This window comes from Nocardia araoensis NBRC 100135 (genome assembly GCF_000308435.1).
GTDB lineage: Bacteria > Actinomycetota > Actinomycetes > Mycobacteriales > Mycobacteriaceae > Nocardia > Nocardia araoensis.
Genome location: NZ_BAFR01000349.1, coordinates 25,149 through 49,728, shown reverse-complemented (window position 1 = coordinate 49,728; position 24,580 = coordinate 25,149). Strand labels below are relative to the sequence as shown.

15 protein-coding genes are annotated in these 24,580 nt (G+C 69.5%); 7 read left to right on the top strand and 8 right to left on the bottom strand.

Annotation, left to right across the window (positions count from 1 at the left end; genetic code table 11):
- The 5 genes from ON21_RS33925 to ON21_RS33900 form a co-directional block, all read left to right on the top strand.
- Positions 1 to 2,421: phosphoketolase family protein (locus ON21_RS33925; protein WP_051021689.1), on the top strand; the 2,421-nt coding region annotated here is incomplete at its 5' end.
- A 39-nt stretch (positions 2,422 to 2,460) separates the two neighbouring features.
- Positions 2,461 to 3,081 (top strand): TetR/AcrR family transcriptional regulator, encoded by a 621-nt coding sequence (locus ON21_RS33920; protein WP_039804959.1) that lies wholly within the window; start codon positions 2,461 to 2,463, stop codon positions 3,079 to 3,081.
- Positions 3,082 to 3,261: 180 nt separating this feature from the next.
- A complete protein-coding gene (locus ON21_RS33915) occupies positions 3,262 to 4,011 on the top strand; it encodes a DUF6008 family protein (RefSeq protein ID WP_039804957.1) in 750 nt (249 codons plus the stop codon).
- Positions 4,012 to 4,883: 872 nt separating this feature from the next.
- Positions 4,884 to 5,258: a hypothetical protein gene (locus ON21_RS33905; RefSeq protein WP_039804953.1), complete on the top strand. Its 375-nt coding sequence runs from the start codon at positions 4,884 to 4,886 to the stop codon at positions 5,256 to 5,258.
- A 149-nt stretch (positions 5,259 to 5,407) separates the two neighbouring features.
- Positions 5,408 to 5,950, top strand: a complete 543-nt coding sequence (locus tag ON21_RS33900; RefSeq protein ID WP_039804951.1) for a hypothetical protein — start codon at positions 5,408 to 5,410, stop codon at positions 5,948 to 5,950.
- A 37-nt stretch (positions 5,951 to 5,987) separates the two neighbouring features.
- On the opposite strand, the gene ON21_RS33895 is transcribed toward ON21_RS33900, so the two are convergent.
- The 4 genes from ON21_RS33895 to ON21_RS33880 form a co-directional block, all read right to left on the bottom strand.
- Entirely contained in the window at positions 5,988 to 8,540 is a 2,553-nt protein-coding gene (locus tag ON21_RS33895; protein ID WP_039804949.1) for an ATP-binding protein, read from the bottom strand.
- Positions 8,541 to 8,647: 107 nt separating this feature from the next.
- Positions 8,648 to 11,179: an ATP-binding protein gene (locus ON21_RS33890; RefSeq protein WP_039804947.1), complete on the bottom strand. Its 2,532-nt coding sequence runs from the start codon at positions 11,177 to 11,179 to the stop codon at positions 8,648 to 8,650.
- Between the two features lie 114 nt (positions 11,180 to 11,293).
- Positions 11,294 to 11,869 carry a dihydrofolate reductase family protein gene (locus ON21_RS33885; protein WP_039804945.1) on the bottom strand — a complete coding sequence of 192 codons (576 nt, stop codon included), beginning with the start codon at positions 11,867 to 11,869 and terminating at the stop codon, positions 11,294 to 11,296.
- A 241-nt stretch (positions 11,870 to 12,110) separates the two neighbouring features.
- Entirely contained in the window at positions 12,111 to 12,845 is a 735-nt protein-coding gene (locus ON21_RS33880) for a MerR family transcriptional regulator (protein ID WP_039804944.1), read from the bottom strand.
- A gap of 170 nt (positions 12,846 to 13,015) precedes the next feature.
- Here ON21_RS33880 and ON21_RS33875 point away from each other — a divergent pair, with 170 nt between their 5' ends.
- Positions 13,016 to 13,372 (top strand): DUF1707 SHOCT-like domain-containing protein, encoded by a 357-nt coding sequence (locus ON21_RS33875; RefSeq protein ID WP_039804942.1) that lies wholly within the window; start codon positions 13,016 to 13,018, stop codon positions 13,370 to 13,372.
- A gap of 6 nt (positions 13,373 to 13,378) precedes the next feature.
- Here the strand turns inward: ON21_RS33875 and ON21_RS33870 are convergent, their stop codons facing one another.
- Entirely contained in the window at positions 13,379 to 15,754 is a 2,376-nt protein-coding gene (locus ON21_RS33870; RefSeq protein ID WP_245562847.1) for a serine/threonine-protein kinase, read from the bottom strand.
- A 189-nt stretch (positions 15,755 to 15,943) separates the two neighbouring features.
- On the bottom strand, positions 15,944 to 17,476 hold the full coding sequence (locus ON21_RS33865) for an amino acid permease (protein ID WP_039804938.1): 1,533 nt from the start codon (positions 17,474 to 17,476) through the stop codon (positions 15,944 to 15,946).
- A 212-nt stretch (positions 17,477 to 17,688) separates the two neighbouring features.
- Here ON21_RS33865 and ON21_RS33860 point away from each other — a divergent pair, with 212 nt between their 5' ends.
- Positions 17,689 to 18,753, top strand: a complete 1,065-nt coding sequence (locus tag ON21_RS33860; protein WP_039804936.1) for an SPFH domain-containing protein — start codon at positions 17,689 to 17,691, stop codon at positions 18,751 to 18,753.
- 34 nt (positions 18,754 to 18,787) lie between these two features.
- On the opposite strand, the gene ON21_RS33855 is transcribed toward ON21_RS33860, so the two are convergent.
- Both ON21_RS33855 and ON21_RS33850 read right to left on the bottom strand, forming a co-directional pair.
- Entirely contained in the window at positions 18,788 to 23,728 is a 4,941-nt protein-coding gene (locus ON21_RS33855) for an NAD-glutamate dehydrogenase (protein ID WP_051021686.1), read from the bottom strand.
- Positions 23,729 to 23,898: 170 nt separating this feature from the next.
- The gene (locus ON21_RS33850; RefSeq protein ID WP_039804935.1) at positions 23,899 to 24,579 is read right to left on the bottom strand and encodes a hypothetical protein; all 681 of its coding nucleotides are present in this window, start codon (positions 24,577 to 24,579) and stop codon (positions 23,899 to 23,901) included.
- Position 24,580: the final 1 nt, after the last annotated feature.

Below are 24,580 nucleotides of genomic sequence, written 5' to 3'. Positions count from 1 at the left end.
GACAGCACCGGCGGCCGCACCGTCGCACCGCGTCCCTACCGGCTGGCGGACGTGCCGGGACCACTGGGCCGCGACGAGCTGGCGTCGATCGACGCGTGGTGGCGGGCCGCGAACTATCTGGCGGTCGGCCAGATCTATCTGACGGCGAATCCCCTGCTGCGCGAACCGCTGCGCGCCGAGCACATCAAACCCAGGTTGCTCGGGCACTTCGGCACGGTGCCCGGCCTGAATCTCGTCTGGGTGCACGCCAACCGCGCGATCCGGCAACGCGGCCTGAACGCCGTCTTCGTCGCGGGCCCCGGGCACGGCGGTCCCGGCCCGAACGCGTGCGGCTGGCTGGAGGGTACGTACTCCGAGGTCTACAGCCACATTCCGCAGGACGCCGCGGGCATGGGCACGCTGTTCCGCCAGTTCTCCTTCCCCGGCGGGGTGCCGAGTCACTGCGCGCCGGAGACGCCCGGTTCCTTCCACGAGGGCGGCGAACTCGGTTATTCGCTGCTGCACGCGTTCGGCGCCGCCTTGGACAATCCCGATCTCACGGTGTTCTGCGTGGTCGGCGACGGCGAGGCGGAAACCGGGCCACTGGCCACGAGCTGGCATGCGAACAAGTTCCTCAATCCGGCGCGCGACGGCGCGGTGCTGCCGATCCTGGCGCTGAACGAGTACAAGATCGCCAATCCGACCATCCTGGCGCGCATCCCGGAACCGGAGCTGCTGTCGCTGCTGCGCGGATACGGCTACGAGCCGATCGTCGTCGCGGGCGACGATCCCGCGGCCGTCCACCAGGCGATGGCCGCGGCGGTGGACACGAGCATGGAACACATCGGCCGGATCCAGGGCGCCGCGCGCGACGGCGCCGATGGGGCACGGCCCAGCTGGCCGATGATCGTGCTGCGCACGCCCAAGGGCTGGACCTGTCCGCCGGTGGTGGACGGCGACCAGGTGGAGGGCACTTTCCGCGCGCATCAGGTGCCCTTGCCCGGCGCGCGCACCGATGCGGACCACCGCGCGGTGCTGGAACAGTGGCTGCGTTCCTACCGTCCGGAGGAACTGTTCGACGACAGCGGCAAGCCGGTGCCGGAGCTGACCGCTCAGGTGCCCGTCGGCGATCGGCGGATGAGCGCCAATCCGGTCGCCAACGGCGGTACGCTGCTGCGGGACCTGCTCCTGCCGGACTGGCGCGATTTCGGCGTCGAGGTCTCCGCGCCGGGCGCGACCCGGCACGAGGCCACCCGAGTGCTCGGTGGCTGGCTGCGCGAGGTCACCAGGCGCAATCCGGACAACTTCCTCACCTTCGCGCCGGACGAACTGGCCAGCAACCGCTTGCAGGACATCCTCGAGGTCACCGGCCGCAACTGGCAGGCGGAGATCGACCGCCGCGACCAGAAACTCGACCGAAGCGGCCGGGTGATCGAGGTGCTGTCCGAACACATGTGCCAAGGACTGCTCGAGGGTTATCTGCTCACCGGTAGGCACGGCGTGTTCACCTGCTACGAGGCGTTCATCCACATCGTGGACGCCATGTTCAACCAGCACGCCAAGTGGCTCGACGCCAGTTCCGCGGTGCCGTGGCGGCGGCCGATTCCGAGCCTCAACTATTTGCTGTCCTCGCACGTGTGGCGCCAGGACCACAACGGCTTCACCCACCAGGACCCAGGCTTCCTGGACGTGGTGCTGAACAAGAAGGCCTCGATCGTGCGGGTGTACCTGCCGCCGGACGCGAACACGCTGCTGTCCACCTACGACCACTGCCTGCGCTCCCGTCACTACGTGAACGTGGTGGTCGCGGGCAAGCAGCCGCAGGCCGACTGGTTGTCGGTGACCGAAGCCGCCGAGCACTGCGCGCGCGGGATCGGCATCTGGCCGTGGGCCGGCAACGGCGACGAGGTGGGCGCCACGCCGGACGTGGTGCTCGCCTGCGCGGGCGACATACCGACCCTGGAGGCCCTCGCCGCCGCCGCGATCCTGCGCGAACGCCTGCCCGACCTGCGCGTCCGGGTGGTGAACGTGGTCGACCTGATGCGGTTGCAGCCGCAGGACGAGCATCCGCACGGCCTGCCGGACAGCGAGTTCGACACCCTGTTCACCCGGGACCGGCCGGTGATCTTCGCCTTCCACGGCTATCCGTGGCTGATCCACCGGCTGACCTACAGCCGCACCAACCATGACGAGATGCACGTCCGCGGTTACAAGGAGCGGGGCACCACGACCACGCCGTTCGACATGGTGATGCTCAACGATCTGGACCGCTACCACTTGGTGATGGACGTGATCGATCGGGTGCCGAGCCTGCGCGAGCGAGCCGCGGGATTGCGGCAGGAGATGGTCGACGCGCGGTGGACGGCCCGCGCGTGGACCAGGGAACACGGCGAGGACATCCCCGAGGTCGCCGACTGGAGCTGGCCCTACCAGCGCGCTTGAGTACGGCGAGGTCGGCTCTCAGAACGTACGATCGACCGTATGGAAAGTGGCCGAAAAACCGCCCGGATCACCGACAAGCGCCTGCTGCGCGGCGCGAAGACGCGCGCCACGGTGCTGCGGCATGCGGTCGACATCGCCTCGCTCGACGGATTGGACGGCCTGAGTTTCGGCAGACTGGCCGAAGACACCGGGCTGAGCAAGGCCGGAATCCAGACCCTCTTCCGCACCAAGGAAGCGCTGCAACTGGCGGCCGTCGACCACGCGCGCGACCGGTTCGTGGAAGCGGTCGTCGAACCCGCCCGGTCCGCGCCGCACGGCGTCGCTCGCCTGCGCGCCTTGGTGGAGCACTGGATGGTCTATGCCACGACACCGCTGTTCGCGGGCGGATGCTTCCGTGTCGCGACGATGGCCGAGTACGACAGCAAGCCGGGGCCGGTGCGCGACGCCCTGTTCCGGGATCAGCAGGCGTGGGTGCGGCAGCTGGCGCGGGAGCTGCGGGCGGCGGCGTCCGCCGGTGAGATCGCCGAGTTGGACGCCGATCTGGCCGCCTTCCAGATCGACGCGGTGCTCTGCGCGACGAATACCGCCCTGCGGCTCGGCGATCCGGAGGCGGCCGACCGCGCCCATCGCATCGTCGAAGGCTTTCTGCGGCCATCCTGAACACGCGCTATACGTTCCGGGTATGACTCGAACCGAATTGTGAGAGACCCCAGGACATTCGAAAATCGCGGACAGGAGCCCACGCTACCTTGTATGTTGCGGACAACGCGTTCCGCGCGTTTCCGTAGCAACTCCCCCATCCGTCGCCGTTGCCGGAGGGCGCGCAGAAGGGCGGTTCCCATGAACCACACAGCCGAAGCGACCGGGTTGGAAATCCTAGGTGCGATCCTGATGGTGGCCTGGATGGTCGTCATGTGGGCGGCCGTCGGCGTACTTGCTGTCGCTATACGTAAACCATTGCGACCGTGGATGTTCCGCACCGCTCTCGGTGTGATCGCTTTGGGTGTCATCGCACAGATCGGCCACTTCCAGGAGCACGTGGCCCAGGTCGGATACTGGGTCCAGCACCCGAACTCCCCGTCGTGGATGACGCCGTGGGGCACCGGCTTGGCCAACGGGTTCGGTCAGGTCGACCACATGAAGCCGTCGCTCGGGATGGAAATCCTGCACCTGGTCGGCAATTTCCACTTCCTCGCCGGACTGGTCGGCGTCGCGCTGGTCACCCACCACGCCTTGGAGAGCAAGGCGCGCAAGTGGGGCCGCATGGGCGTACTGATGCAGGGCATCCACGGACTCGAGCACCTCGCGCTCACGCTGACAGTCGCGTTCGGCACCAAGGCGATCGGGCTGTCGACCTTCTTCGGCCTGCTCGACCCCGGTGCCGGTGCGTCGACCTACCGCATCTGGTGGCACTTCCTGGCCAATGTGATCGGCACGAGCATCTTCGCCATGGCGCTGTACTACCTGTGGCGGGAGCGTGCCGTGATCGAAGCCCCGTTCCGCGACCCCGCCGCCGCGAAGCCGAGCCGCGTGCCCGCGGCGGCCACGGGTTCGGGGGCGCCGGCCTACGCGGCGGTCACCGAAGCCTGATCCAAGCACCGAAAAGGGCGTCTGCCATCGCGGCAGGCGCCCTTTTCGTGTTGTGACGGGCGCGGCGACGCACATGCCGGGCCCACTCCGCCGGGAATCAGCAACGCTCCGGCGCGCCGGTTGAAACGGAGACACAGCCGCGCCTCCGGCCGGTGGCGCCGCGACCCACGTCACTTCCATCGGGAGTGCCGCATCACTGTCGCTACTCGCCGCGGTCTCCCACCACGCCCGCCGAACGCGGATTCCGACCCGAAAATGCGCCGCCCGAGAAGGTTTCGCAGGACCTCGGGTTCAAGACGCGTGTCATCGCCGCTGGTCACGAGGCCGGGCCGCGCGAAAAACCCAGCGGCTCTTCCCATGCTCGAGAAAGCACTCGACAAGGCATCGACCCGTCCATTAATGTGACGTTATCCAACGGCACGATAGACAGGGACCGCCGATCGGACCACACCGGACCGATCTCCGATCCCGAGGTGGCGAGATGAACGGACGCGAACGATGACCGGCATCACGCCGCACCAGCGACGGACACAGACCTGGCTCGTCCGCCCGCTGATCGTGAGCGCGATAGCGGCCACGCCGGAAACCCCGGCGCAGGCCGAAGCGCTGGCCGGGCCCGACGCGATCGTCGCGGCACCGCGCCCCGCAGACCCGGGCCGCCACGGATACGACAGGCCGGGCTCTTCCCATCCCGACGAGCGGGACCGAGCCGACCGGCACCGGCCCGCGGACGCCACGTCCGCGACGGATGCCGCCCCGATCCCTTCCCCGCCCCCACCTCACGCGGCAACCCCGACCATCGACGTTCGCCGCACCGCCGCCGCTCGAACCGTGTCGCCGCGCACGGCTCGAAATCCGAACGGAGACTTACGATGACCGCCACCACCCATTCCGCCGCACGACGACTGCTCGCCTGTACCGCGATCGTCGGCATGCTCACCGCGGGCGCCGCGGGCATCGCGGGCGCCGAGTCGCACTCGGGCCCTTCGGATCCGCGCAACGGTACCGGTGACACCCACGGCTGGCACCAGATCGACCCGATGGGTTACAACCACAGCGACAACGACCCGCTCCGCGCGGAGGAGCACGACGACGCCATCCGCGACTACCACCAGCGCCAGAGCCGCCCCGCGCCGGCCGACACCCCCACGGGCGACGCTTCGGCCAGCCCCAGCTGGTCGCGAGTCGCCCGCCCGGACGGCAGCGGCTACACCGTCTGCCGCCCGCAGGCCCGCTGGTGCCAGTGATCGCCGGTCCGGCTCACCTACTCGCACCCACAACCTTCCGTGACGTCCTCAGGGACTGATCGTACCGCTACTTAGCGGCACATTACTTGAAGTATCACCAATCCCGGAAATCCACTCCGGCCGGGATAGCGCACGAAAGAGAAACACCTATGTTTAAGAACCACGGGCTTCGCCGGACGATCGCGTGTAACGACAAGCGCGGCACGGCACGGACGCTCACCCTGCTGGCGGCGGCAGCGGTGGCGGCGGGCGGCCTGAGCCTCGGCGCGGGCACCGCCGAGGCTCAGGGCGCTGCCTGCCTCTGGGCGGGTGGCGCCTACGGCCAGGGCACCACCGTCGTCGCGGGCGGCTGGACCTTCAGCTGCGGTACCGATGCGGTCGGCGCGCCCTACTGGCACCGCGGCAACGCCGTGCGACAGGCCAGCACCGTGCCGAACCCCGGCGCGTACACCCACCCCGCGGGCCTGTTCAGCCCCGGCGCCCGCCAGTACGGCACGGAATACAACGACTACTGCGTCGGAAGCCAGCTGATCGAGGGTTCCGAGGACGTCTACCAGGTGGTCTCGGACGGACGCGGCTCCGTGTGGTGGAAGGCCGCCGGATCGATCGACCAGTGGGCCTTCGATCCCGGCACCGGGCCGCAGCACTCCTGGCGGTCGTCGAGCCTGTGCTACGACGGCTCCCTGAGCTGACCGACCCCTACCGGCACGCCCGTAACCGCCGCAGCGGTTACGGGCGTGTCCGCGTCCGTGCGGGCCTTCGCTCCGATTCCAGCCGGATCCGCTCCTCGAGGTGATCCGGTACATGCCAGCTGATGTCGGCCCTGGTGGCCGCCATCAGCTTCCTGCGTATGGTCGCGACCTGGGCGTCGACGGTCCGGATCGAACTGCCCCTGCGCGCGGCGATGGCGCTGTTGGCCCAGCCCGCGGCGGCCAGCACGGCGACCTCACGTTCCGCGGGCGTCAACTCGTCCCAGCGCGAGGCCGTCGACCTGGCCTGCGGCCGCCGCGCGGGCAGCAGGCGATCGGCAGGCAACCTGCCCAGCAGCAGCAATTGCAGTTCGTCGCGTTCGGGACGCAGGCGCGCGCCCCGCTGGACCGCCGCCTCGTGCGCCTCGGGGCCGATGACCGCGGTGACGGCGGCGACGGCCTGTGCGGTGCCCCTGGCCACCAGGGTCACCCGATCGGCGACGATGCCCATGGAGCGGTGCAACGTGGCGATTCCGCCCTGCAAGTGGGCGACCTCGGTGGCGGCGGCGATCGCTTCGGCACTGTCGGTGTCCCCCGCCTCGATCCGGGCGGACAACAGGTAGGTCAGCGCCATCATCATGAAATGCGCGACCCAGCCGGCCGTCCAGGTGTCGCCCGTGGTCAGCAGGCGTTCCAAGGTGGACTGCCCGAGCCGGACCGCCTCCCGGGGATCGCCGTGCCGGGATACCGCGATCATCCAGGCCAGCTCCGCCCAAAAGGTCGCCCAGCCCGCGTCGGAGGCGACAGCCCGGTCCAGATGCGTGCGCGCGGCCCCGAGCGCGACGTCCGCGTCACCCAGGTTCGCGTAGGTGAGCGCTTCGAACAATTCGCTGCGCTGCTCGCCGGCCCGGTCGCCGAGGGCGGCGAATTTCCTGCGCGCCCTGGCCAGCACGTCCACCGCCCGGATGTCGAGGTGGATCAGCAGCAGTTCGAGGCCCCACGTGAACTCCACGGCGGCGGGCAGGCCGACATCGATCGCCGTCGTCTCGCGCCAGCCGCGCCGCAGTTGCGCGTCGGACAGGCACTCCGCGGCGCATTCGTCCAGTAGCTGCGCGGTGTAGGCGTGCCTGCCCTGCCAGATGGCGATCCATCCCACCAGCGCGGTCGCGTTGATCCGCAGCCGGGTCGGCGGCGGCTCGACCTGCGCGGTGACTTCCAGCGCCTGTTCGGTCAGGCTGGTGATGGCGCGATTGGACCCGGTGATGAACGGCACGCGCAACGCCATCAGCGTCGCGGCGGTCTCCAGCCCGACCACGGCCTCCTCCGGATCGGCCAGACTGGTCTCGACGGCGATGAGGATGTTGTCCCAGGCCGCCCGGGCCCAGGCGATCCATTCCTGCTCCCGCGGGCCGTACCAGGTGGCGGGGCCCGCGGCGACGCGGTCGCGATAGTGCCGCCGATGCCGGGCGAGCAGCCGCGCCTCGTCCAAGTGGTCGCCCCGGGCGTTCAGCCGGTCGCGCACGAACACCCGGACGCTTTCCAGCAGGTAGTAGCGCACCGCGGACGCGGTGATGCGGACCGACAGCAGCGAGCGTTCGACCAGGCGCTCCAGCAGCCCGCCGATCCGCTCCGCGGGCAGCGCCGCGTCCGCGCACACCGCCACGATCGCGTCCAAGTCGGCCCCGCTGCACGGTGTCTCGTCGTTCTCGGCGTCGCAACCGGTGGCGAATACCGACAAGCGGTCCAGCAGCAACTGCTCGGATGCGGTGCACAGACCGTAGGACCAGGCGATCACGTCACGCACGCTGCGGTGCCGTTCACCGACCCCGCCCCTGGCCCCGTGCGTCCACTGCAGACGGCGATCGTCGGTGTCGCCGGACAACTCGCGCAACACGATCGCGGGTGGCCGGTGCAGCAGCCGCGCCGCGGCCAGTCGGATGAACAGCGGGTTGTTGTCGACGTGCCCGCAGATGCGGGTGGCGATGGCGAGCTGGCCGGGATCCTCGGGAATCGGCCGTCCGGTGCGCTCGGCTCGCCGCCGGAACAGTTCGAGGGCGTGCACGCTGGACAGCGGGGGCACGGGCACCAACTGCTCGTCGATCCAGCCGATCGGCTCCCGGCTGGTCGCGACGATGGTCAGGCCGGGGGCGGCTTGGAGCAGCCCGATGATGAGCGGGCCGACGCCGGCCAGGACGTGTTCGCAGTTGTCCAGCACCAGAATGGTCCGGTGCACCTCGCCGTCGGCGAGGCCGTCGGCGAAGATCTCCACCAAGCCGTCCCACGCGGAACGGCCGACGATGCCGTTCTTCGCGACCGACAGCAGCACTTCCTCCGCGACCGCCCCGGTCTCCGCGCCGGGCACGAGCCGGGCCAGGCGCGTCCAGTACACCGGGTGCCGCGCCGCGCCGCGATAGCGCCGCACGGCCTCGACCGCCAGCGTCGTCTTGCCGATGCCGCCCGGCCCGACCAGGGTGATCAAACGGGCGTTGGACGTGCTCAGCAGGGCTTCTATCCGCCGAAGTTCGGCATGCCTGCCCACGAACTCACCGGGCGCGGCGGGGCCGTTGTCACCACCGCTGTTCACCTCCGACATGCCGACGCACCTACCGATCCAGACAATCACCGCTCGAGCAGCCTAATGGGCGCGGCCGGGACAACGGGTTCGCCCGCCTTCGGCCCGGTCGCCGGGGATGCAGTCGTCTACCGATCCCGGCTCCCCCCTCGACGGCGACGACTGGGCCGCCGCTCGGATTCGTAGCGCACCCGATCGGCGAGCTCATCGGGAATGTGGGCCGCGATGTCGGCGCGCGAGGCGATCATGAGCTTCTGCCGGATAGCGGCGACCTGCGCGTCGACCGTACGGATGGAGCTGCGCCGACGCCCGGCGATGGCGCTGTTGGCCCAGCCCGCCGCCGCGAAAACGGCGACATCGCGTTCGGCGTCCGACAGATCGTTCCAGCGCGATGCGGGCCGCCGCGACATCGGCCGGGAGGCGGCCGGGCGATCCGGCCGCCGGGAGGCCTGCACCGGCTCCGCGGTGGCACACCACAGCGCCTCCAGTTCGGGACGCAACCGCGTTCTGCGCTCGGCGGCGGCGTAGGCCCGGTCGCCGAGCACGGCGCGGGCGACCTCCGCCGCGCCGCGGAGCTCGGCGGCGATCAGCGGAACCCGTTCGACGGAGATGGCCATCGAACGCTGCCGCGTCTTGAAACTGCCCACCAGATAGGCGATCTCCGTCGCGGTGTCGGTGCACTCGGCGCGCTCACGGCCCTCGGCGCGCTCCGCGACGAGGACCTGGGCCAGCGCGACGATGTGCGCGCCCACCGCCCAGCTCGCCGTCCAGGTGTCCTGCTCGCCGCGGTAGCGCGTGAGCACACCGTGGGTCAGCGTGAGCGCCTCGGCGGCGGACCCGTGCTTGGCCAGCGCCACCGCGCGCGCGATCTCGGCCCATGCTCGCGACAACGTCGAGCCGGACGACGCCGATCGCTCGAGGAACCGCGCGGTGTGCTCCAGCGCCTGCCGCCGGTCGCCGACGAGGGCGGCACAGAACACCACGAACACGTCGCTGCGCTCGGCGCCGATGCGATCGCCCTGTTCGGCGAACTTCTGGCGGGCCCGGGTGAGGACGGAGATCGCGCGGCGGTCGCCGCGCACCAGCATCAGTTCGAGTCCCCACAGCCACTCGACCGGCGCGGGCAGCCCGAAATCCGTGTCGGTGTCTCGCGGTCCCGCCGCACCCGAGGGCAGGGCCGCGCGGTCGGCGAGTAGCTGCGGGATGTGATCGGTCCGCCCTTGCCACAGCGAGATCCAGCCGAGCAGAGCCGTGGCCAGGTCGGCGAGCCCGGAGGGGCCGGCGCCGCTGCCGCGGGTGGCCTCCAGCGCGCGTTCGGTCAACCGGGTCAGCGCGCCCGCTCCGGACTTGACGTACGGGACCTTCATCGAGAGCAGGACGGTGGCGATCTCCAAGGCGACCACAGCCTCCGCCGGGTCCGCCAGCCCCGACTCGATGCCGAGCACGATGTCGTTCCACGCCGACCGCGCCCACGCCAGCCAGGCCTGATCCTGCGGGCCGAGCCAGATGGCCTGTCCGGCCACCACCTTGTCCCGGAAATACCGGCGGTGCCGCGCGGCGAGCCGGTCGAGCTCGGCGCGGCCGCGGCGGCACAGCCGCTCGCGGGCGAACACCCGGACGCTTCCCACCAGATACCAGCTGACCGAGGTCGCGGTGAGGTGCACGGACACCAGCGACTGTTCGGTGAGCCGCTCCAGCAGGTGTTCGATCGCATCGGCGGGCAGGGCGTCGTCGGCGCACACCGCGATCGCGGCATCGAGCTCGATGCCCCCGCGCAGCGACTCGTCGTCGGTCTCGTACCCGGCGGTGAAGACCGACAGCCGCTCCAGCAGCAACTGCTCGGCGGCGCCGCACAGCGCGAACGACCACTCGATCACGTCGTAGACGCCGCGGTGGCGCGGCTCGGCGCCCGCCAGCGCCCCATGGGTCCAGTGCAACCGTTTGTCGTCCGCGTCGCCGGTGAGTTCGTGCAGCACCATGATCGGGGGCTGATGCCGCAGGCGCGCCGCGGCGAGGCGGATGAACAGCGGGTTGTGGTCGACCCGGCGGCAGATCCGCGCGGCGACGGCCAGCGCCTCGCGCTCGTCCGGGATCGCCCGTCCGACCAGTTCGGCGCGCAGGCGGAACAACTCGAGCGACTGCCGCGGCGACAGCGGCGGCACGGGCAGGATGTACTCGTCGGCCCAGCCGATCGGTTCGCGGCTGGTGGCCAGGATGGTGAGTCCGGGTGCGGCTTCCAGCAACTCGGCGATCATCGCCGCGACCGCGCCGAGCAGGTGTTCGCAGCTGTCCAATACCAGGACGGCGCGCTCGGTGGAGCGGTCTCCGCTGGTGAAGGTGCGCACCAGCGCGGCGCGGGTCGGCGGCGAACCGATATCGGCGCGCACGGCCGACTGCATCACGTCCTGCGCGGTCGCGGTGCTGTCGGCCTCCAGCCCGGCCAGCCGCGCCCAGTACACCGGCCGCCCCTTGGCGCGCACGCCGCGGCGTAGCGCTTCCGCGGCTAATCGAGTCTTGCCGATCCCGCCGGGGCCGACCAGCGTGATCAGGCGGGCGCCGCCGTCCAGCAGCGCGCCCAGCCGGTCCAATTCCGTTTCCCGGCCGATGAATTCACTGGTGGATGCAGGCAGCACGTCGCCACGTGCCTGAACCAGGGACATAAAACGAAAGTTAGCCGACGACGCGGCAACGCGCTCGACAATCAGAGGTTACGTCGTCGGTCGAGCCCGCAGGCGCGGGCGCCGGACCGGTGCGCGCGCTGTACGCGCCGGTTCCTACCTGGCGTGGGCCATCTGCTGGTAGTGCATCTGGACCACCGCGCTGTCGAAGGTCATCACGTCCACCAGCTGCAGCCCCGAGACCACCGCGGGCGTCGGGAACAGCGGAATCCCGCCACCGAGCAGGATGGGGTGCACGAACAACCGGTACTCGTCGATCAGGTCGTGCTTCATGAACGCCGACGCCGTCTCCGCGCCACCGAACAGGACCATGTCGCATCCCGGCTGCGCGCGCAACGCCGTGATCTCCTCGACGAGATCATCCCTGACCACGCGGGTGTTCCAGCCCGCGCGGGCCATGGTGCGCGAGAAGACCAGTTTCGGCGTCTCTTTCCAGCACCGCGCGAAATCCACGTAGAACTCCGAGATCGCCGGATCCACGTCGGCGGTCGGCCAGAACGACGCCATGATCTCGTAGGTCTTGCGGCCGTAGAGGAACAGGTCGGCCGAGCGCAATTCGTCCAGGAACGACTCGCACAGTTCCTCGTCCACCACCGGCCAATGGACTTCCTGATCCGGCCCTTCCGCGAAGCCGTCGAGCGACATCTGCATCCACAGTGTCACGCTTCCCATGTGCCCACACCCATCTGCCTGCCCTTGTGCGACATCCAGATTGTCGGCGAGAGCGACGCTTCGGCGCATCGGTAGGTTGCCCGCAGACATACTTAAGTAGGGAAACCCAGGGGGCTCGGCGTCGCGATCGCGCGCCGGATGAGGCCAATATACCGTTGGTCAACGGCACGTTACCGCTACGTATCGCCAATGATGGGAATCTGAAACAGAAATACTTCGATCAGCGCGGCCGGCGCGCCGCTCACGCCTCCGGCAGCGCCTCGGCCAGCTCGGCGTCCTGGTCGAGATACCTTGCGACGAGCCGGTTCACGAGGTCGGCGGTGGTCTCCGCCGGGACGGCCCTGGTCGCCGCCAGCCGCTGCGCGAGTTCGGCGACCTGCGCCGGGCCGCGATCGGAGTCCTGGAACGACGCCCACGCGGTGCGCCGGAACAGGTCCACGTAGCGGCGGGCGATCCGCTCCGCGTCGGCGCGCAGCTTCTCCAATTCGCCGAGGACCTCGTCGGCCGGGATGCCCGCGGCCGCCATCTGGTCGAGGCTGTGCGTCAGACGACGGTCGGCGATCCGGTAGGTCGCGGCGTCGACGGGCTCGTACAGGCCGGCGGCGACCACCCGGGCCAGACCGCTGGGCACATCGCGATAGCGCTCGGCCAGTTCGGTCGCCGCGATCGTGTCGGCCGCGTCGACGGCGGGCGGCTCGGTCGCGCCGGGCTCGCCGACACCGAGAATGTCCCCGAGGTCGTCACCGCGGTCCCAGGCGTTGAGCAATTCCTTGATGCCGTTGAGCTTGATCCCACGATCGAGCAACCGGCTGATGGTGCGCACCCGATTGAGGTGGTCGGCGCCGTAGAACCCGGTACGCCCCTTGACCTGCGGGGGCGGCAGCACGCCGCGTTCGTGGTAAACGCGCAGGCTGCGCACGGTCGTACCGGCCTCCCGCGCCAGCTCGTCGATCGTGTACTCCACACCCGCAGTCATACCTCAAGGAAACCACATCGCAACACGGGACGACCGCCGGTGCGCGGCCATTGCCGTGGCGACCGACCGGTCTCTGGCGACATTTCAGCAAACAGGACCCACCAGCCCTTCTTCCCGCCTCTGGAAATCCATCCGGCGCCGGGTTCGGCCGCTGCGCCTATCCTTCCGGCATGGGTGAATCCGCGGGGACTCCGGCCAGTCTCGCCGACCGCGAGCGCGCGATGCGCGAGCTGACCCACCACCTGGGCACGGGCCGGCTGACCCTGGCCGAGTTCGACGAACTCAGCGCTGCCGTCGCAGCCGCGACCAGCAAGAGTCAGCTGGCCGAGCTGTTCGCCGACCTGCCTGGCAGCACACCGCCCCCGGCCGAGGTCACCCCGGTCAACCCGCTGCCGCGCCTGGTCGTGCTGGCCGGGGCGGCCGTGGTGTTCTCGGTGGTGCTCGCGGCGACCACGGGCAACTGGCTGTGGCTCCTGCTGATCCTGGCCGCCCCAGCACTTTTCATGCTCACCGCGCGCACCACCTGAGACCGGTCACCACCTCGACTTGGGCCGCACATAGTTGGCGAGGTCGACCAAGCGATAGCGGTGCAGCCGGTGCGGTGCGATCCGGGCCAGCGCCCGCAGGCTCTGCTCCAGCCCGCGTTGCAGCCCCAGCGTGGTGAACGGGAAACCCAGCAGGGTCGCCTCCGGTGTGGCGCTCTGGCCACCCGCGCGCACCCACTCCAGCGCCGCCCCGACCACGATCACCTGCAGTTGCAACGCCCGTGGCTCGTCCGGCGCGGCGTCCAGCCGCGCGGCCGCCTCGAGCAGGTCGGCCTCGGTGGTCTCCGGGATCGGTTGCGAGACCAGCAGCAGACATCCGGTCATGCGCGCCACGTTCTGATACCGCGACGCCTCCGGCACCTGATCCAGGACCTCCACGGCTTCCAGCAGTCCGCCGTCGGCGGCGAGTCTGCGAGCCAGGCCGAACGCCGCGCTCACCACGCCGTGATTGGTCCGCCACACCGTGCGGTAGTACTCCTCGGCGAGCCGATGCCAGTGGTCGCCGGCGTCGTCCCCGAGATGCTGGAGGGTGAGTTCCGCGGTCGCCGCCAGCGCCAGCGCGGGGGCGATCTCGCCGGGCAGCATGCCGTGCACCAGGTCGAAGTACTCGTAGGCGCGCTCGTACTGCCCGTCCAGCAGGGCGGCGACGGCCGAGTACCACTCGATGCGCCAGTCGGTGCCGTAGTCGGGCCGCAGGTCGGCGAGCCGGTCGCACGCGGGCACCACCTCACCCAGGTCCAGGTGCGCGCGCACGGCGGTGAGCGTGCCCTCCAGTTCGAACGTCTCCGGCTCCGGGATGGTCCCGGAGACGATCCGGTCGGCGGTGCGGCGCAGCGCGTCCAGGGCGTGCCTCGGATCGCCGTGCAGCAGCGTGGACAGCAGGTCGGCGCTGGGGTCCTCGCCGTCGATCAGCGGTACCGGCAGCGCGGCGACGACGCTCGGCGCGTCCAGCGCGGGCAGGCGGTGCCGCCCGTCGGTCATGCCGTCGGTCTGGCCGATCAGCGTCTCGATACCGAAATCGCCGCGCATCGCACCGAATTCCAGTGACGCCTGCGGATGTTCCTTGCCGGTGTCGTAGGCGAGCACCATCCGCAGCACGCCCGCGAGCTGGCCGTACATCGCGTAGGCGGTCGGGAAGCGGCGCCGCGGATCCGGATCGGTCGCGCGGCACAGCAGCCGGTGCAACGCCGGGTAGTCGCGCAGCAACGGCTGATCGTCCGGCGAGGGGATGCCGGGCAGCTGGTGCCCGTCGGCGTTCTTGGGCATGTCCAGGACCAGCGCGGCCAGCGTCCGCCCCACGGTGTAGATGTCCGAGGCGACCGTCGGGCCGGTCTCGGTGATCTCGGGCGCCTGGTAGCCCGGGGTGCCGTAGATGCTGCCGTAGGACTCCATCGCGGCCACCGCGCCGAGGTCGATCAGCTTGACCTCGTCCTCGCTGACCATGATGTTGTCGGGCTTGAGATCGTTGTAGGCCAAGCCGAACGAGTGCAGGTAGTCCAGCGCGGGCAGGATCTCCATCATGAAGGCGATCGCCTCGGAGGCCGGGATGCGTTCCGGCGCACGCAGATCCAGCATCTTCTTCAGCGAGCGCCCGCCGACATACTCCATGACGATGTAGCCGTCGGCCACGTCGCGCCCGGAACGGTGCTTGACGAAGTTGTGGATCTTGACGATGCCGGGATAGGCCACCTCGGAGAGGAATTGGCGTTCGGCGAGGGCGACCACGTGCGCCTCGAAATCGAGCGGGTTCTGCAACCCTTTCAGCACCACCCAGCGGTCGCTCACATTGCGATCGATCGCCAGGTAGATCCATCCGAGCCCGCCATGGGCCAGGCAGCCCTGGACTTCGTACTGGTCGGCGACCATCTCACCCGGTTGGAGCAAGGGCCGGAAGTTGAACGGCGAGGCGCATCTTCCGCACTCGCCCTCCACGGCGCCCGCCCCCGCCGCGGTGGTGCGGCCGACCGGCTGCTGGCATTTCCAGCAGAACCGCTTGTGCTCGGGCACTTCCGGGTTCTGCATCACCGCGGTGCGCGGATCGAGTGGGCTCACCTTGGGCATGGACACCAGACCGCCGCCCAATCTGCGCCCGCTCGGCCGCGAGCGCGCGCTGCGCCCGGACCCCGGGTCGGCTTCGAGTGCGCCGAGCAGCAGCTCGGCGGTCCCGATGGTGTGTTCGTCGCCGCTGTCCCGGCCGGCCGGTTCGACGGCGCCGGGCACCGAGTCGACGGCCACGGCACGTGGTTTCTCGACGTACCGTGGCGTCGACCACGGATTGGGTAGTCGTGGGGGCACTTCGGTCTTGAGCAGGTGCCGAGTCGCCCAGGGGTGGGAGGTTCGCCGGGGCACGTCGGTGCCGCGCATGCGCCGATTCGCCCAAGGGTGCGCAAGTGGACGGTCGGATGCGCTGGGGTGCTCCGGCATACGAACCTCTCAGACCCGCCGTGTGATCGCGGTTTCATTCTGGTCCGCCGCCTGTCGATGCGCGCTGGTGTTGTTCCCGCCATTGGGAATAGATCCGCCCCGGACGAATGGTCCGGGGCGGATACTGCCTCACTCCTCGTCGGGCTTGTCGAGGATCACCACCGGATCACCGGATTCGCGGCGCGGCCGCTCGGCAAGGACCGGGAACTGACCGGTGATGCCCTGGCGGATCTCCGCGATCTGCAGCACCCGTTTGCGGGCGAGGAACCAGCCGCCCACGAGCGCGGGAACCATGATGAGGAGCATCGCGATCACCGCACCGCGCTGCACGTGGTCGTCGCTGAATGCCATCAGCAACACGACGGTGGCCAGGAACACCAGCGTCGCGAAGCTGGTGTACGGCGCGCCGATCAGCCGGAAGGACGGCCGCTGCGCGCGGCCGGTGCGCGACCAGCGCCACAGCTGCAGCTGGCAGACCACGATCGCGGTCCACGCGAAGATGGTGCCCAGCGCCGACATGTTCAGCACGATCTCGAAGGCCTGCTCCGGCACCACCGCGTTCAAGCCGACGCCGATGAGCGCGACCGCGCCGGTGGCGAGGATGCCGACGTAGGGCACGCCGCCGCTGGACATCCGCGCCGCGATGGTGGGCGCACTGCCGTTCATCGACATCGAGCGCAGGATGCGGCCGGTCGAGTAGAGACCCGCGTTGAGGCTGGAGAACGCCGCGGTCAGCACGACCAGGTTCATCACCGAGCCCGCGCCATCCACGCCGAGCCGCGAGAAGAAGGTGACGAAGGGGCTCTCGCCGTTCTTGAACGCGGTGTAGGGCAGCAGCAGCGCGAGCAGGACGAGCGAACCGACGTAGAACAGCGCGATGCGGGCGATCACGGAGTTGATCGCGCGCGGCATGATCTTCTCCGGGTTCTCCGCTTCACCGGCCGCGGTGCCGACGAGTTCCACTGCGGCGTAGGCGAACACGACACCGGTGGTGACCAGCACCAGCGGAAGGAGTCCGGTCGGGAACAGCCCGCCGTGATCGGAGATGACACTCGGGCCGGTGACCTGGCCGTCGATCTTGAACCGGCCCGCGAGGAACACCGTGCCGACGATGAGGAAGGTGACCAGCGCGACCACCTTGATCAGCGCGGCCCAGAACTCGAGCTCGCCGAACCACTTCACCGAGACGAGGTTGATGCTGACCACGATCGCGAGGGAGACCAGGGCGATCGCCCACTGCGGTATCGCCTGGAACGCTCCCCAGTAATGGACATACGTGGCGATGGCGGTGATGTCTACGATCCCGGTCATGCACCAGTGGAAGAAGTACATCCACCCGACCGCGAACGCCAGTTTCTCGCCGTAGAACTCGCGGGCGTAGGAGACGAACGATCCCGAGGAGGGGCGATGCAGCACCAGCTCACCGAGCGCCCGCAGGATGAAGAACACGAACACGCCGCAGATGGCGTACACGAGGAACAGGCCCGGTCCCGCACTGGCCAGCCGGCCACCCGCACCGAGGAACAGGCCGGTGCCGATCGCCCCACCGATCGCGATCATCTGCAGCTGACGCGGGCGCAGCGACTTGTGGTAGCCCGAGTCCTCGTCTTCGAGCGCGGCAGCCTGCGCGGGCGCATCCGCGGGTGGTCGAACTGTGGTCATGGCGATGGCCTTTCAGGTGACGGCGATCATATCTTCGCTCAATGTACCGTTACCTAGCGGCACGTTCAATAGCGAGTCGCGACTTGTAACACGCTGGACATCAAAGACATTGGCAAAAGTGCGTCCGAGCAGCGACGATCGCCACAACTTTCGTTGATCGTGCCACCGCGTATCGGTACGCTAGATGAGACAAAACGGACGAGGGAGCGCAGATGGCCTGGTTCGAGCGGGAATTCATCGCGGTCCCCGAGGACCGCAAGCACCAACTGGTCTACAAGTGGCCGGACGTCAACATCCGCCGGTACAGCCGCGCGATGGTCAATGCCGACCAGATCGCCCTCTTCCTGAAGTCCGGGCGGGTGGTCGGGGCGATGGGCCCGGGGCGCCACCGCATCGACGCCGACGAGCTACCGGTGCTCGGCGCACTCGTCGACACCCTGACCGGCGGCAACTTCTACCGCGCCGAACTGTATTTCGTCTCCACGAAGGAGTTCCCGGGAATTCGCTTCGGCGGGCGACTGGACGACATCCTCGACCCGGTCAGCGAGCAGGTGGTGACGCTGCGTGTCTTCGGCGAGTTCGCCCTGACCGTCCGGGATCCGGCCGAACTGCTCACCGCGCTGTCGGGAACCGCCGATCTCACCGACCAGGATCGGGTGCAGAACTGGTGTGCCGACCTGCTGCTCAAGTCCATGAAGATGGCGGTGACCCGAGGGGTCGCGGGCGGCGACTGGCCGGTGCTCGGTCTTTCGGCGCAGCTGCAACCCATCGAGCAGGCGGTGCTGCGCCAGACCAACACCGCGCTCTACGAATACGGGCTGCGCATCCCGCGGATGGGCAACTTCGACATCAGCCTGGCGCCGGAGGACGCCGACCGGCTGAAGCGACTGGCCAAGGACGTCAAGTACATCAACCTCACCGGCGATTTCCAGCGGTATGCCGCCGGCGAGCTCGCGCTGGGCGCGAGTCAAGGGTTCGCGCGCGGGCATCAGCACGGCGTCGAAGGCGGATTCCTCGGCGCGGCATTGAGTTTGAACGCGATCGGCCACCACGTCGGCAGCTCATCCCCCGCGCCGCAGCTGCCCGCCGCCACGCCGGAGACGGCCCAGACGACCTGCGCCGCTTGCCAGTCCGCGAATCCCGCGAGCGCGAAGTTCTGTATGCACTGCGGAGCGCGTCTCGCCCCGCAACCGCGGCACTGCCCGAACTGCGGGTCGGAAACGACGCCCGGCGCCAAGTTCTGCGGCAACTGCGGAACGCCGATGCCCGGAGGCTGACGCCGAGCGCCTGCCTCCGGGCATCGGGTGGAGATCAGCCCGCGACCGTCGGTGCGACGGCCGACTCACCGCCGCTGACCATGCCGCGCACCTGCCGCGCCGCCACCGACAGCGCCGCGAGATCGTGCGTCTCGGCCGCGAAGATCTGCGCCAGCGCCGCGCCGGCGCGAGCCAGCCGCGACCGGTTGGTCGACTCCCAGTACGTGATCTTCTCCTCGGTGCTGTCCTGGGATTCGGTCGCGGTCAGCACGTCGCGGGTCAGCGACCGCAGCGAATCGTAGAGATCCTCGCGGACCGCCAGCCGCGCCAGCGCCCGCCAGCGCCCGCCGCGCTCCAGCTTGCCCACCGCGGTCACCAGCCGTTCGATCTGGAAGTGCTCGTTGAGCGCGTAGTACAGCTCCGCGACCTCGGCGGGCTCGCGATCGGCGATGTCGGCCAGGTCGAGCACGTCCAGCAGCGGGAAGCGGTGGATCAACCCGAACGCCTCCTCGGCCAGCTCCCGCGGCGCGCCGCGGGTGATCGAGCGCCGCGAACGCTCGGCGAGGTCGTCGCTGAGGTAGCCGGTCAGCCACCCGGGCACCTGGCCGGAGAGGGCGCGCACGCCGTCGCGGTACCTGGCGATGTCCGCGCCGATGGCGATCGGCTGCGGCCGGTTGGACAGCAGCCAGCGCGCGGCCCGATCCAAGGTGCGCTTGGTCTCCAGCTCCAATTCGTTGCGCGCCGCCGTGGACATCGGCGTCTGCCTGATCCGCTCCCACAGCGCGTGCAGATCGAAGATCTCCACTGCCGCCTTGTACGCGCGCACCGCGTCGTCGGTGGTCGCCCCGGCCTCTTCCGCGAGCCGGAAGGCGTAGGTGATGCCGCCGTAGTCCACCATCTCGTTGATCACGACGGTGGCCACGATCTCGCGCCGCAGCGGGTGCCTGCCGATCGCCGCGGCGAACCGCTCCCGCAGAGGCGCGGGGAAGTAGGCGGGCAGCACCGACGCGAACGCCGCGCTGTCGAGCAGATCGCCGGCGAGCAGGTCGGCCTTGAGCGAGAGTTTGACGTGCGCCATCAGGTTCGCCAGTTCGGGTGAGGAGAGCCCGGTCCCCTCGGCCGCGCGGCGGGCCAGTTCCGCCTCGGTCGGCAGCGCCTCGAGTTCGCGGTCCAGGCCGCGGCGCTGCTCGAGGTCGTTGATCAGCCTGGCGTGCACCCCGGACATGCCCGCCGCGTCGGCGCGCGACATCCCGAGCCGGAAGTTCTGCGAGATGTTGTCCCGCAGCACGAGTTCGGAGACCTCGTCGGTCATCGAGGCCAGCAGCGGGTTGCGCTCGTCGACGGCGAGTTCACCGCTGGAGACGACCGCGTCGAGCAGGATCTTGATGTTGACCTCGTGGTCGGAGCAGTCCACACCCGCCGAGTTGTCCAGCGCGTCGGTGTTCATCCGCCCGCCGTTGCGGGAGAACTCGATCCGCCCGAGCGCCGTGGCGCCGAGATTGCCGCCCTCGCCGATCACCTTGACCCGCAACTGATCCGCGTTCACCCGGACCGCGTCGTTGGACTTGTCGCCCACCTCGGCGTTGGTCTCGGTGCTCGCCTTGATGTAGGTGCCGATACCGCCGTTCCACAACAGATCCACCGGAGCCAGGAGAATGGCTTTGATCATCTCCGGCGGCGACAGGGTGGTGACGCTCGCGGGCAGGTCGAGCGCCGCGCGCACCTCGGGCGTCACCGGGATCGCCTTGGCAGAGCGATCGTAGACGCCGCCGCCGGGGCTGATCAGCGACGTGTCGTAGTCCGCCCACGACGACCTCGGCAGCGCGAACATCCGCTTGCGCTCCTGATAGGAACGCGCGGCGTCGGGAATCGGGTCGAGGAAGATGTGGCGGTGGTCGAACGCGGCCACCAGACGAATGTGCTCCGACAACAACATGCCGTTGCCGAACACGTCACCACTCATGTCACCCACACCGACCACCGTGAAATCCTGGGTCTGAGTGTCGATCTCCATCTCGCGGAAGTGCCGCTTCACGCTCTCCCACGCACCCTTGGCGGTGATCCCCATCGCCTTGTGGTCATAACCGGCCGAACCACCCGAAGCGAACGCGTCACCCAACCAGAAACCGTAACTCTGCGCCACATCGTTGGCGATATCGGAGAACGTCGCGGTGCCCTTGTCGGCGGCCACGACCAGATAGGTGTCGTCCCCGTCCCGGCGCACCACCTGCGCGGGCGGAAGAACTTCGCCGGTCGCGCGATCGACGTTGTCGGTGATGTCCAGCAGGCCGGAGATGAACGTCCGATAGCAGGCGACGCCTTCCGCGCCGAAGGCCTGCCGGTCGGCCGCCGGATCGCCGGTGGCCGCCGGTGGCTGCTTCACCACGAAACCGCCCTTGGCGCCGACCGGCACGATCACCGCGTTCTTCACCGCTTGCGCTTTGACCAGACCGAGGATCTCGGTGCGGAAATCCTCCAACCGGTCCGACCACCGCAGACCGCCACGCGCGACCGAACCGAAGCGCAGATGCACGCCTTCCACCCGCGGCGAGTACACGAAGATCTCGAACTGCGGCTTCGGCTTGGGCAGTTCGGCGATCGCGTGCGGATTCAGCTTGAGCGACAGGTAATCCAGCGCGGCTCCGGCCTCGTCGCGCCGGTAGTAGTTGGTGCGCAGGGTCGCCTCGATCAGACCGAACAGCGCGCGCAGGATGCGGTCGGTGTCCAGGCTGACCACCGCGTCGATCTCGGCCTGCACCCGCTCGGCGATCTCCGCGGCCCGGCCCGCGGCCTCCGCCTCGACGCCGTCCGGGTCGAAGTACGCCGCGAACAACTCGATGCACGACCGCGCCGTCGCCGGATGGGTGAGCAGCACGCGGGTGATGTTGCCGAAGGTGTAGGCGAATCCGGCTTGCTGCAAGTACTTCGCGTAGGCCCGCAGCAGGGCGACCTCGCGCCAGCGCAAGCCGGCGCGCAGGACCAGTTCGTTGAGGCCGTCGACTTCGGCGCGGCCGAACCACATCGCGGTCACGGCATCCGGGAAACGCCGCCGCACACTGGTTTCCGGCAGCGACGCGGCCTCGACGGAGTGCGCCAGCTGCGCGGGCGGCTCGACGGCGAGCGCTTCCCGCAACGGCGCCGCGGTCACCCGCAGCCCGAAGTCGTAGATCCAGCGGTCCGGCCGGTCCGCCAGCACGACACGGTAGGGCCGCTCGTCGACCACCTCCACACCGAGGCTGTGCAGCACCGGCAGCACGCGGCTCAACGAGATGCCCTCGCCCGCGACGTAGAGCGTGAAACGCCATTCCGGTGCTGCGGAGTCGCCCTGGCGGTAGAGATCGGTGTCGATCTCCCCATCGGACAGCCGCTCGAGGCGGCGCAGATCGGTGAGCGCGTGCGCGGGCTCGTGCTCCTGCTGGTAGCCGGTGGGGAAGGCCGCCGCGTAGTCGGTGGCCAGCGCCTGCGGTACGTCGGACGCGCCCGCGGCCTCGGCGACCAGCCGGTCGCCCCAGGTCCACGTCGTCGCCAGCAGCAGCTCCTGGATCCGCTCGCGATTCTCCTCGGAGATGTCGGCGGCGTCGGCGCCCGGCTTGCGGTGCACCGTGAAGTAGACGACGGCCAGCTCCGATTCGGTGGCCCGCGCCGAGTACGCGATCTGTTCGGCGTCGAACTGCTCGCGCAGGATCTCGCCCATGCGCACGCGGACCTCGGTGGAGTAGCGGTCGCGCGGCATGTAGACCAGGCAGTAGATGGTGTCGCTGCGCGAATCGCGCCGGATGAACAGCCGCACCTGCCGCCGCAGGCCCAGATTCATGACCGCGGAGACGGTTTCGAACAGCCTGCGCGCGTCGGTGGAGAACAGCTCGACCCGCGGGAACGACTGCATCATCTCCAGCATGGCCTGCCCGGAGTACGAGTCCAGGCCGAAGCCCGCCCATTCGATGACCTGCAGCACGCGCCGGGAGATGACGGGGATGTCGAGAATGTTCTCGTGCAGGCCCGCGACGGTGAAGGTGCCGACGAAGACGTGTTCGCCCTTGACCATCTTCACGGTGTCGCCCCAGGCCGCACGGCCGCTCGGGTCGCTCGCGCCGTAATCGGCCACGCTGATGAAGTACAGATCGCGGGAACCCGGCAGCAGCGAGTCCACGGAGCCGTTGGCCATCCGCAGCACGGTGCGCTTCGCGCCGACCACGGGCACGCTGATGTCCGCGGTGGCGCCGTTGCCCAGGATGCCGAGCCCGGTGCCGGGCAGCTGCCACGGCTCGAAGGGGGCGTCGGCGCTCGGCGCGGAGCGGCGGAAGTGGTAGTAGCCGTAGCCGAGCGGGGTGAAGTGCCCGTCCGACAGCCAACGCAGCAGCCCGGCGGTCTGCGGGATCTCCGCGTCGCCCGCCCATTGCGCCGCCTGATCGAGCTGGTCGGCAACGGTATTGAGCACCTCGACCATGGTCGGCGTGTCGTCGGCCACGCGGCGCAGGTCGGCCAGCAGCGGCGGCAGGGCCTGTTCGATCCGGTCGACCAGTTCGTCGGACAGGCCCGCGCCCAGCTGCACGTGGATCCACGACTCGCGCAACGCCCGCCCGTCGGTCTCCCCCGCCGGTTCGGCCACGCCGTCGCGGGGCGCGATGGACAGCACCCGGCCGTCGGCGTCGCGCGACACGTCGAACACCGGGTGCACGACCTCGGTGACCGTGGCGCCCAGGCGGCGCAGCGCGGCGGTCACCGAGTCGACCAGCAATGGCATGTCGTCGTTGACGATCTGGATCGCGGCGCCGACCCCGGCGGTGTCGTCCGGCCGGTAGACGCGAGTGGTCGCCGAACCGGGCGCGCGCGTGGCCGCCAGCTCCAGATGCTGACGGAAGATCCGCTCGGCCCGATCCGTGATCGCCGACGTCGAGGATCCCGGCTGGATCCACCGGAAGTACGCCGCTTCCAGGTCGGTCGGATCATCGCGGAACCGCTTCGGTGAAATCGTCTGCTGGGTGGTTGCCACCATCGATCCGTTGCCTTCCCGAGAACTGCGCTCGTACGTGTTTCGTACTACAAATAACGTACCGCTGGATAACGGCACAATCAACAGTGTAACAATAATTTTCCCTGGCGGACATGGGTTACGGCGTCCGTATCAGGGATTTCCCGAGCCCGGCGGACGGGGGCGCTGCTACGTCAGCGGACCAGTCCCGCACGCGACAGGAAGGTCTGCGCGCCCGTGCGGCCGGCGAAATTGCTCGTCTCCAACCGGAAGCCGGTCCGGGTGTCCGCGTACCAGACGGTTGCCGAAGGGCCGATCGCCGCGTAGACGGGACCGTCGACCAGCGCCGTCCCGCCCGCGCCGCGCCATCGAGAGATGCTGTCGGCCAAGCGATCCTGCGGTAGGAGTTCGGCGTAGAAGGTCAGGTCCCGGCCGCCGGCGATATTGCCGAACAACATCGGGTCGGTGGCGGCGATGACGCACTTCTCCCGCTGCCCGCCGGAATCCAGCGGTTGACAGGTCGCCGCCGTGCGCAGCAGATCCGGCATGGCCCGGACCGGCGCGCTCCCCTGCGCAAGCGACGGCAGCGACGGCGAACAGGAGCGCAGACCCCAGACGACGGCCACGACCATCAGCAACGCGAGTACCCCGACCGCCTGCCACTGCCAGCGCGGATATGCCTTGGCGACAAACCTTTTCGCCTCGCCGCCGACCTTCTCGGCGACTTCGGCGGCCTGGGCGGGCAGCTTCTCCGCGGCGGACCGCACCGCGTCCACGGCCGCGCGCAGCGGCGCTCCGCAATGCGTACAGCGGGAATCGGCGCCGGTGTTGCGGTGGCCGCAGTACTGGCAGACGAGTTCGGGCAGCGCGGACACC

Coding starts and splice junctions, on each gene's coding strand:
- ON21_RS33920 (WP_039804959.1), top strand. CDS start 2,461: ATGGAAAGTGGCCGAAAAACCGCCCGGATCACCGACAAGCGCCTGCTG.
- ON21_RS33915 (WP_039804957.1), top strand. CDS start 3,262: ATGAACCACACAGCCGAAGCGACCGGGTTGGAAATCCTAGGTGCGATC.
- ON21_RS33905 (WP_039804953.1), top strand. CDS start 4,884: ATGACCGCCACCACCCATTCCGCCGCACGACGACTGCTCGCCTGTACC.
- ON21_RS33900 (WP_039804951.1), top strand. CDS start 5,408: ATGTTTAAGAACCACGGGCTTCGCCGGACGATCGCGTGTAACGACAAG.
- ON21_RS33895 (WP_039804949.1), bottom strand. CDS start 8,540: ATGTCGGAGGTGAACAGCGGTGGTGACAACGGCCCCGCCGCGCCCGGT.
- ON21_RS33890 (WP_039804947.1), bottom strand. CDS start 11,179: ATGTCCCTGGTTCAGGCACGTGGCGACGTGCTGCCTGCATCCACCAGT.
- ON21_RS33885 (WP_039804945.1), bottom strand. CDS start 11,869: ATGGGAAGCGTGACACTGTGGATGCAGATGTCGCTCGACGGCTTCGCG.
- ON21_RS33880 (WP_039804944.1), bottom strand. CDS start 12,845: ATGACTGCGGGTGTGGAGTACACGATCGACGAGCTGGCGCGGGAGGCC.
- ON21_RS33875 (WP_039804942.1), top strand. CDS start 13,016: ATGGGTGAATCCGCGGGGACTCCGGCCAGTCTCGCCGACCGCGAGCGC.
- ON21_RS33870 (WP_245562847.1), bottom strand. CDS start 15,754: ATGCGCGGCACCGACGTGCCCCGGCGAACCTCCCACCCCTGGGCGACT.
- ON21_RS33865 (WP_039804938.1), bottom strand. CDS start 17,476: ATGACCACAGTTCGACCACCCGCGGATGCGCCCGCGCAGGCTGCCGCG.
- ON21_RS33860 (WP_039804936.1), top strand. CDS start 17,689: ATGGCCTGGTTCGAGCGGGAATTCATCGCGGTCCCCGAGGACCGCAAG.
- ON21_RS33855 (WP_051021686.1), bottom strand. CDS start 23,728: ATGGTGGCAACCACCCAGCAGACGATTTCACCGAAGCGGTTCCGCGAT.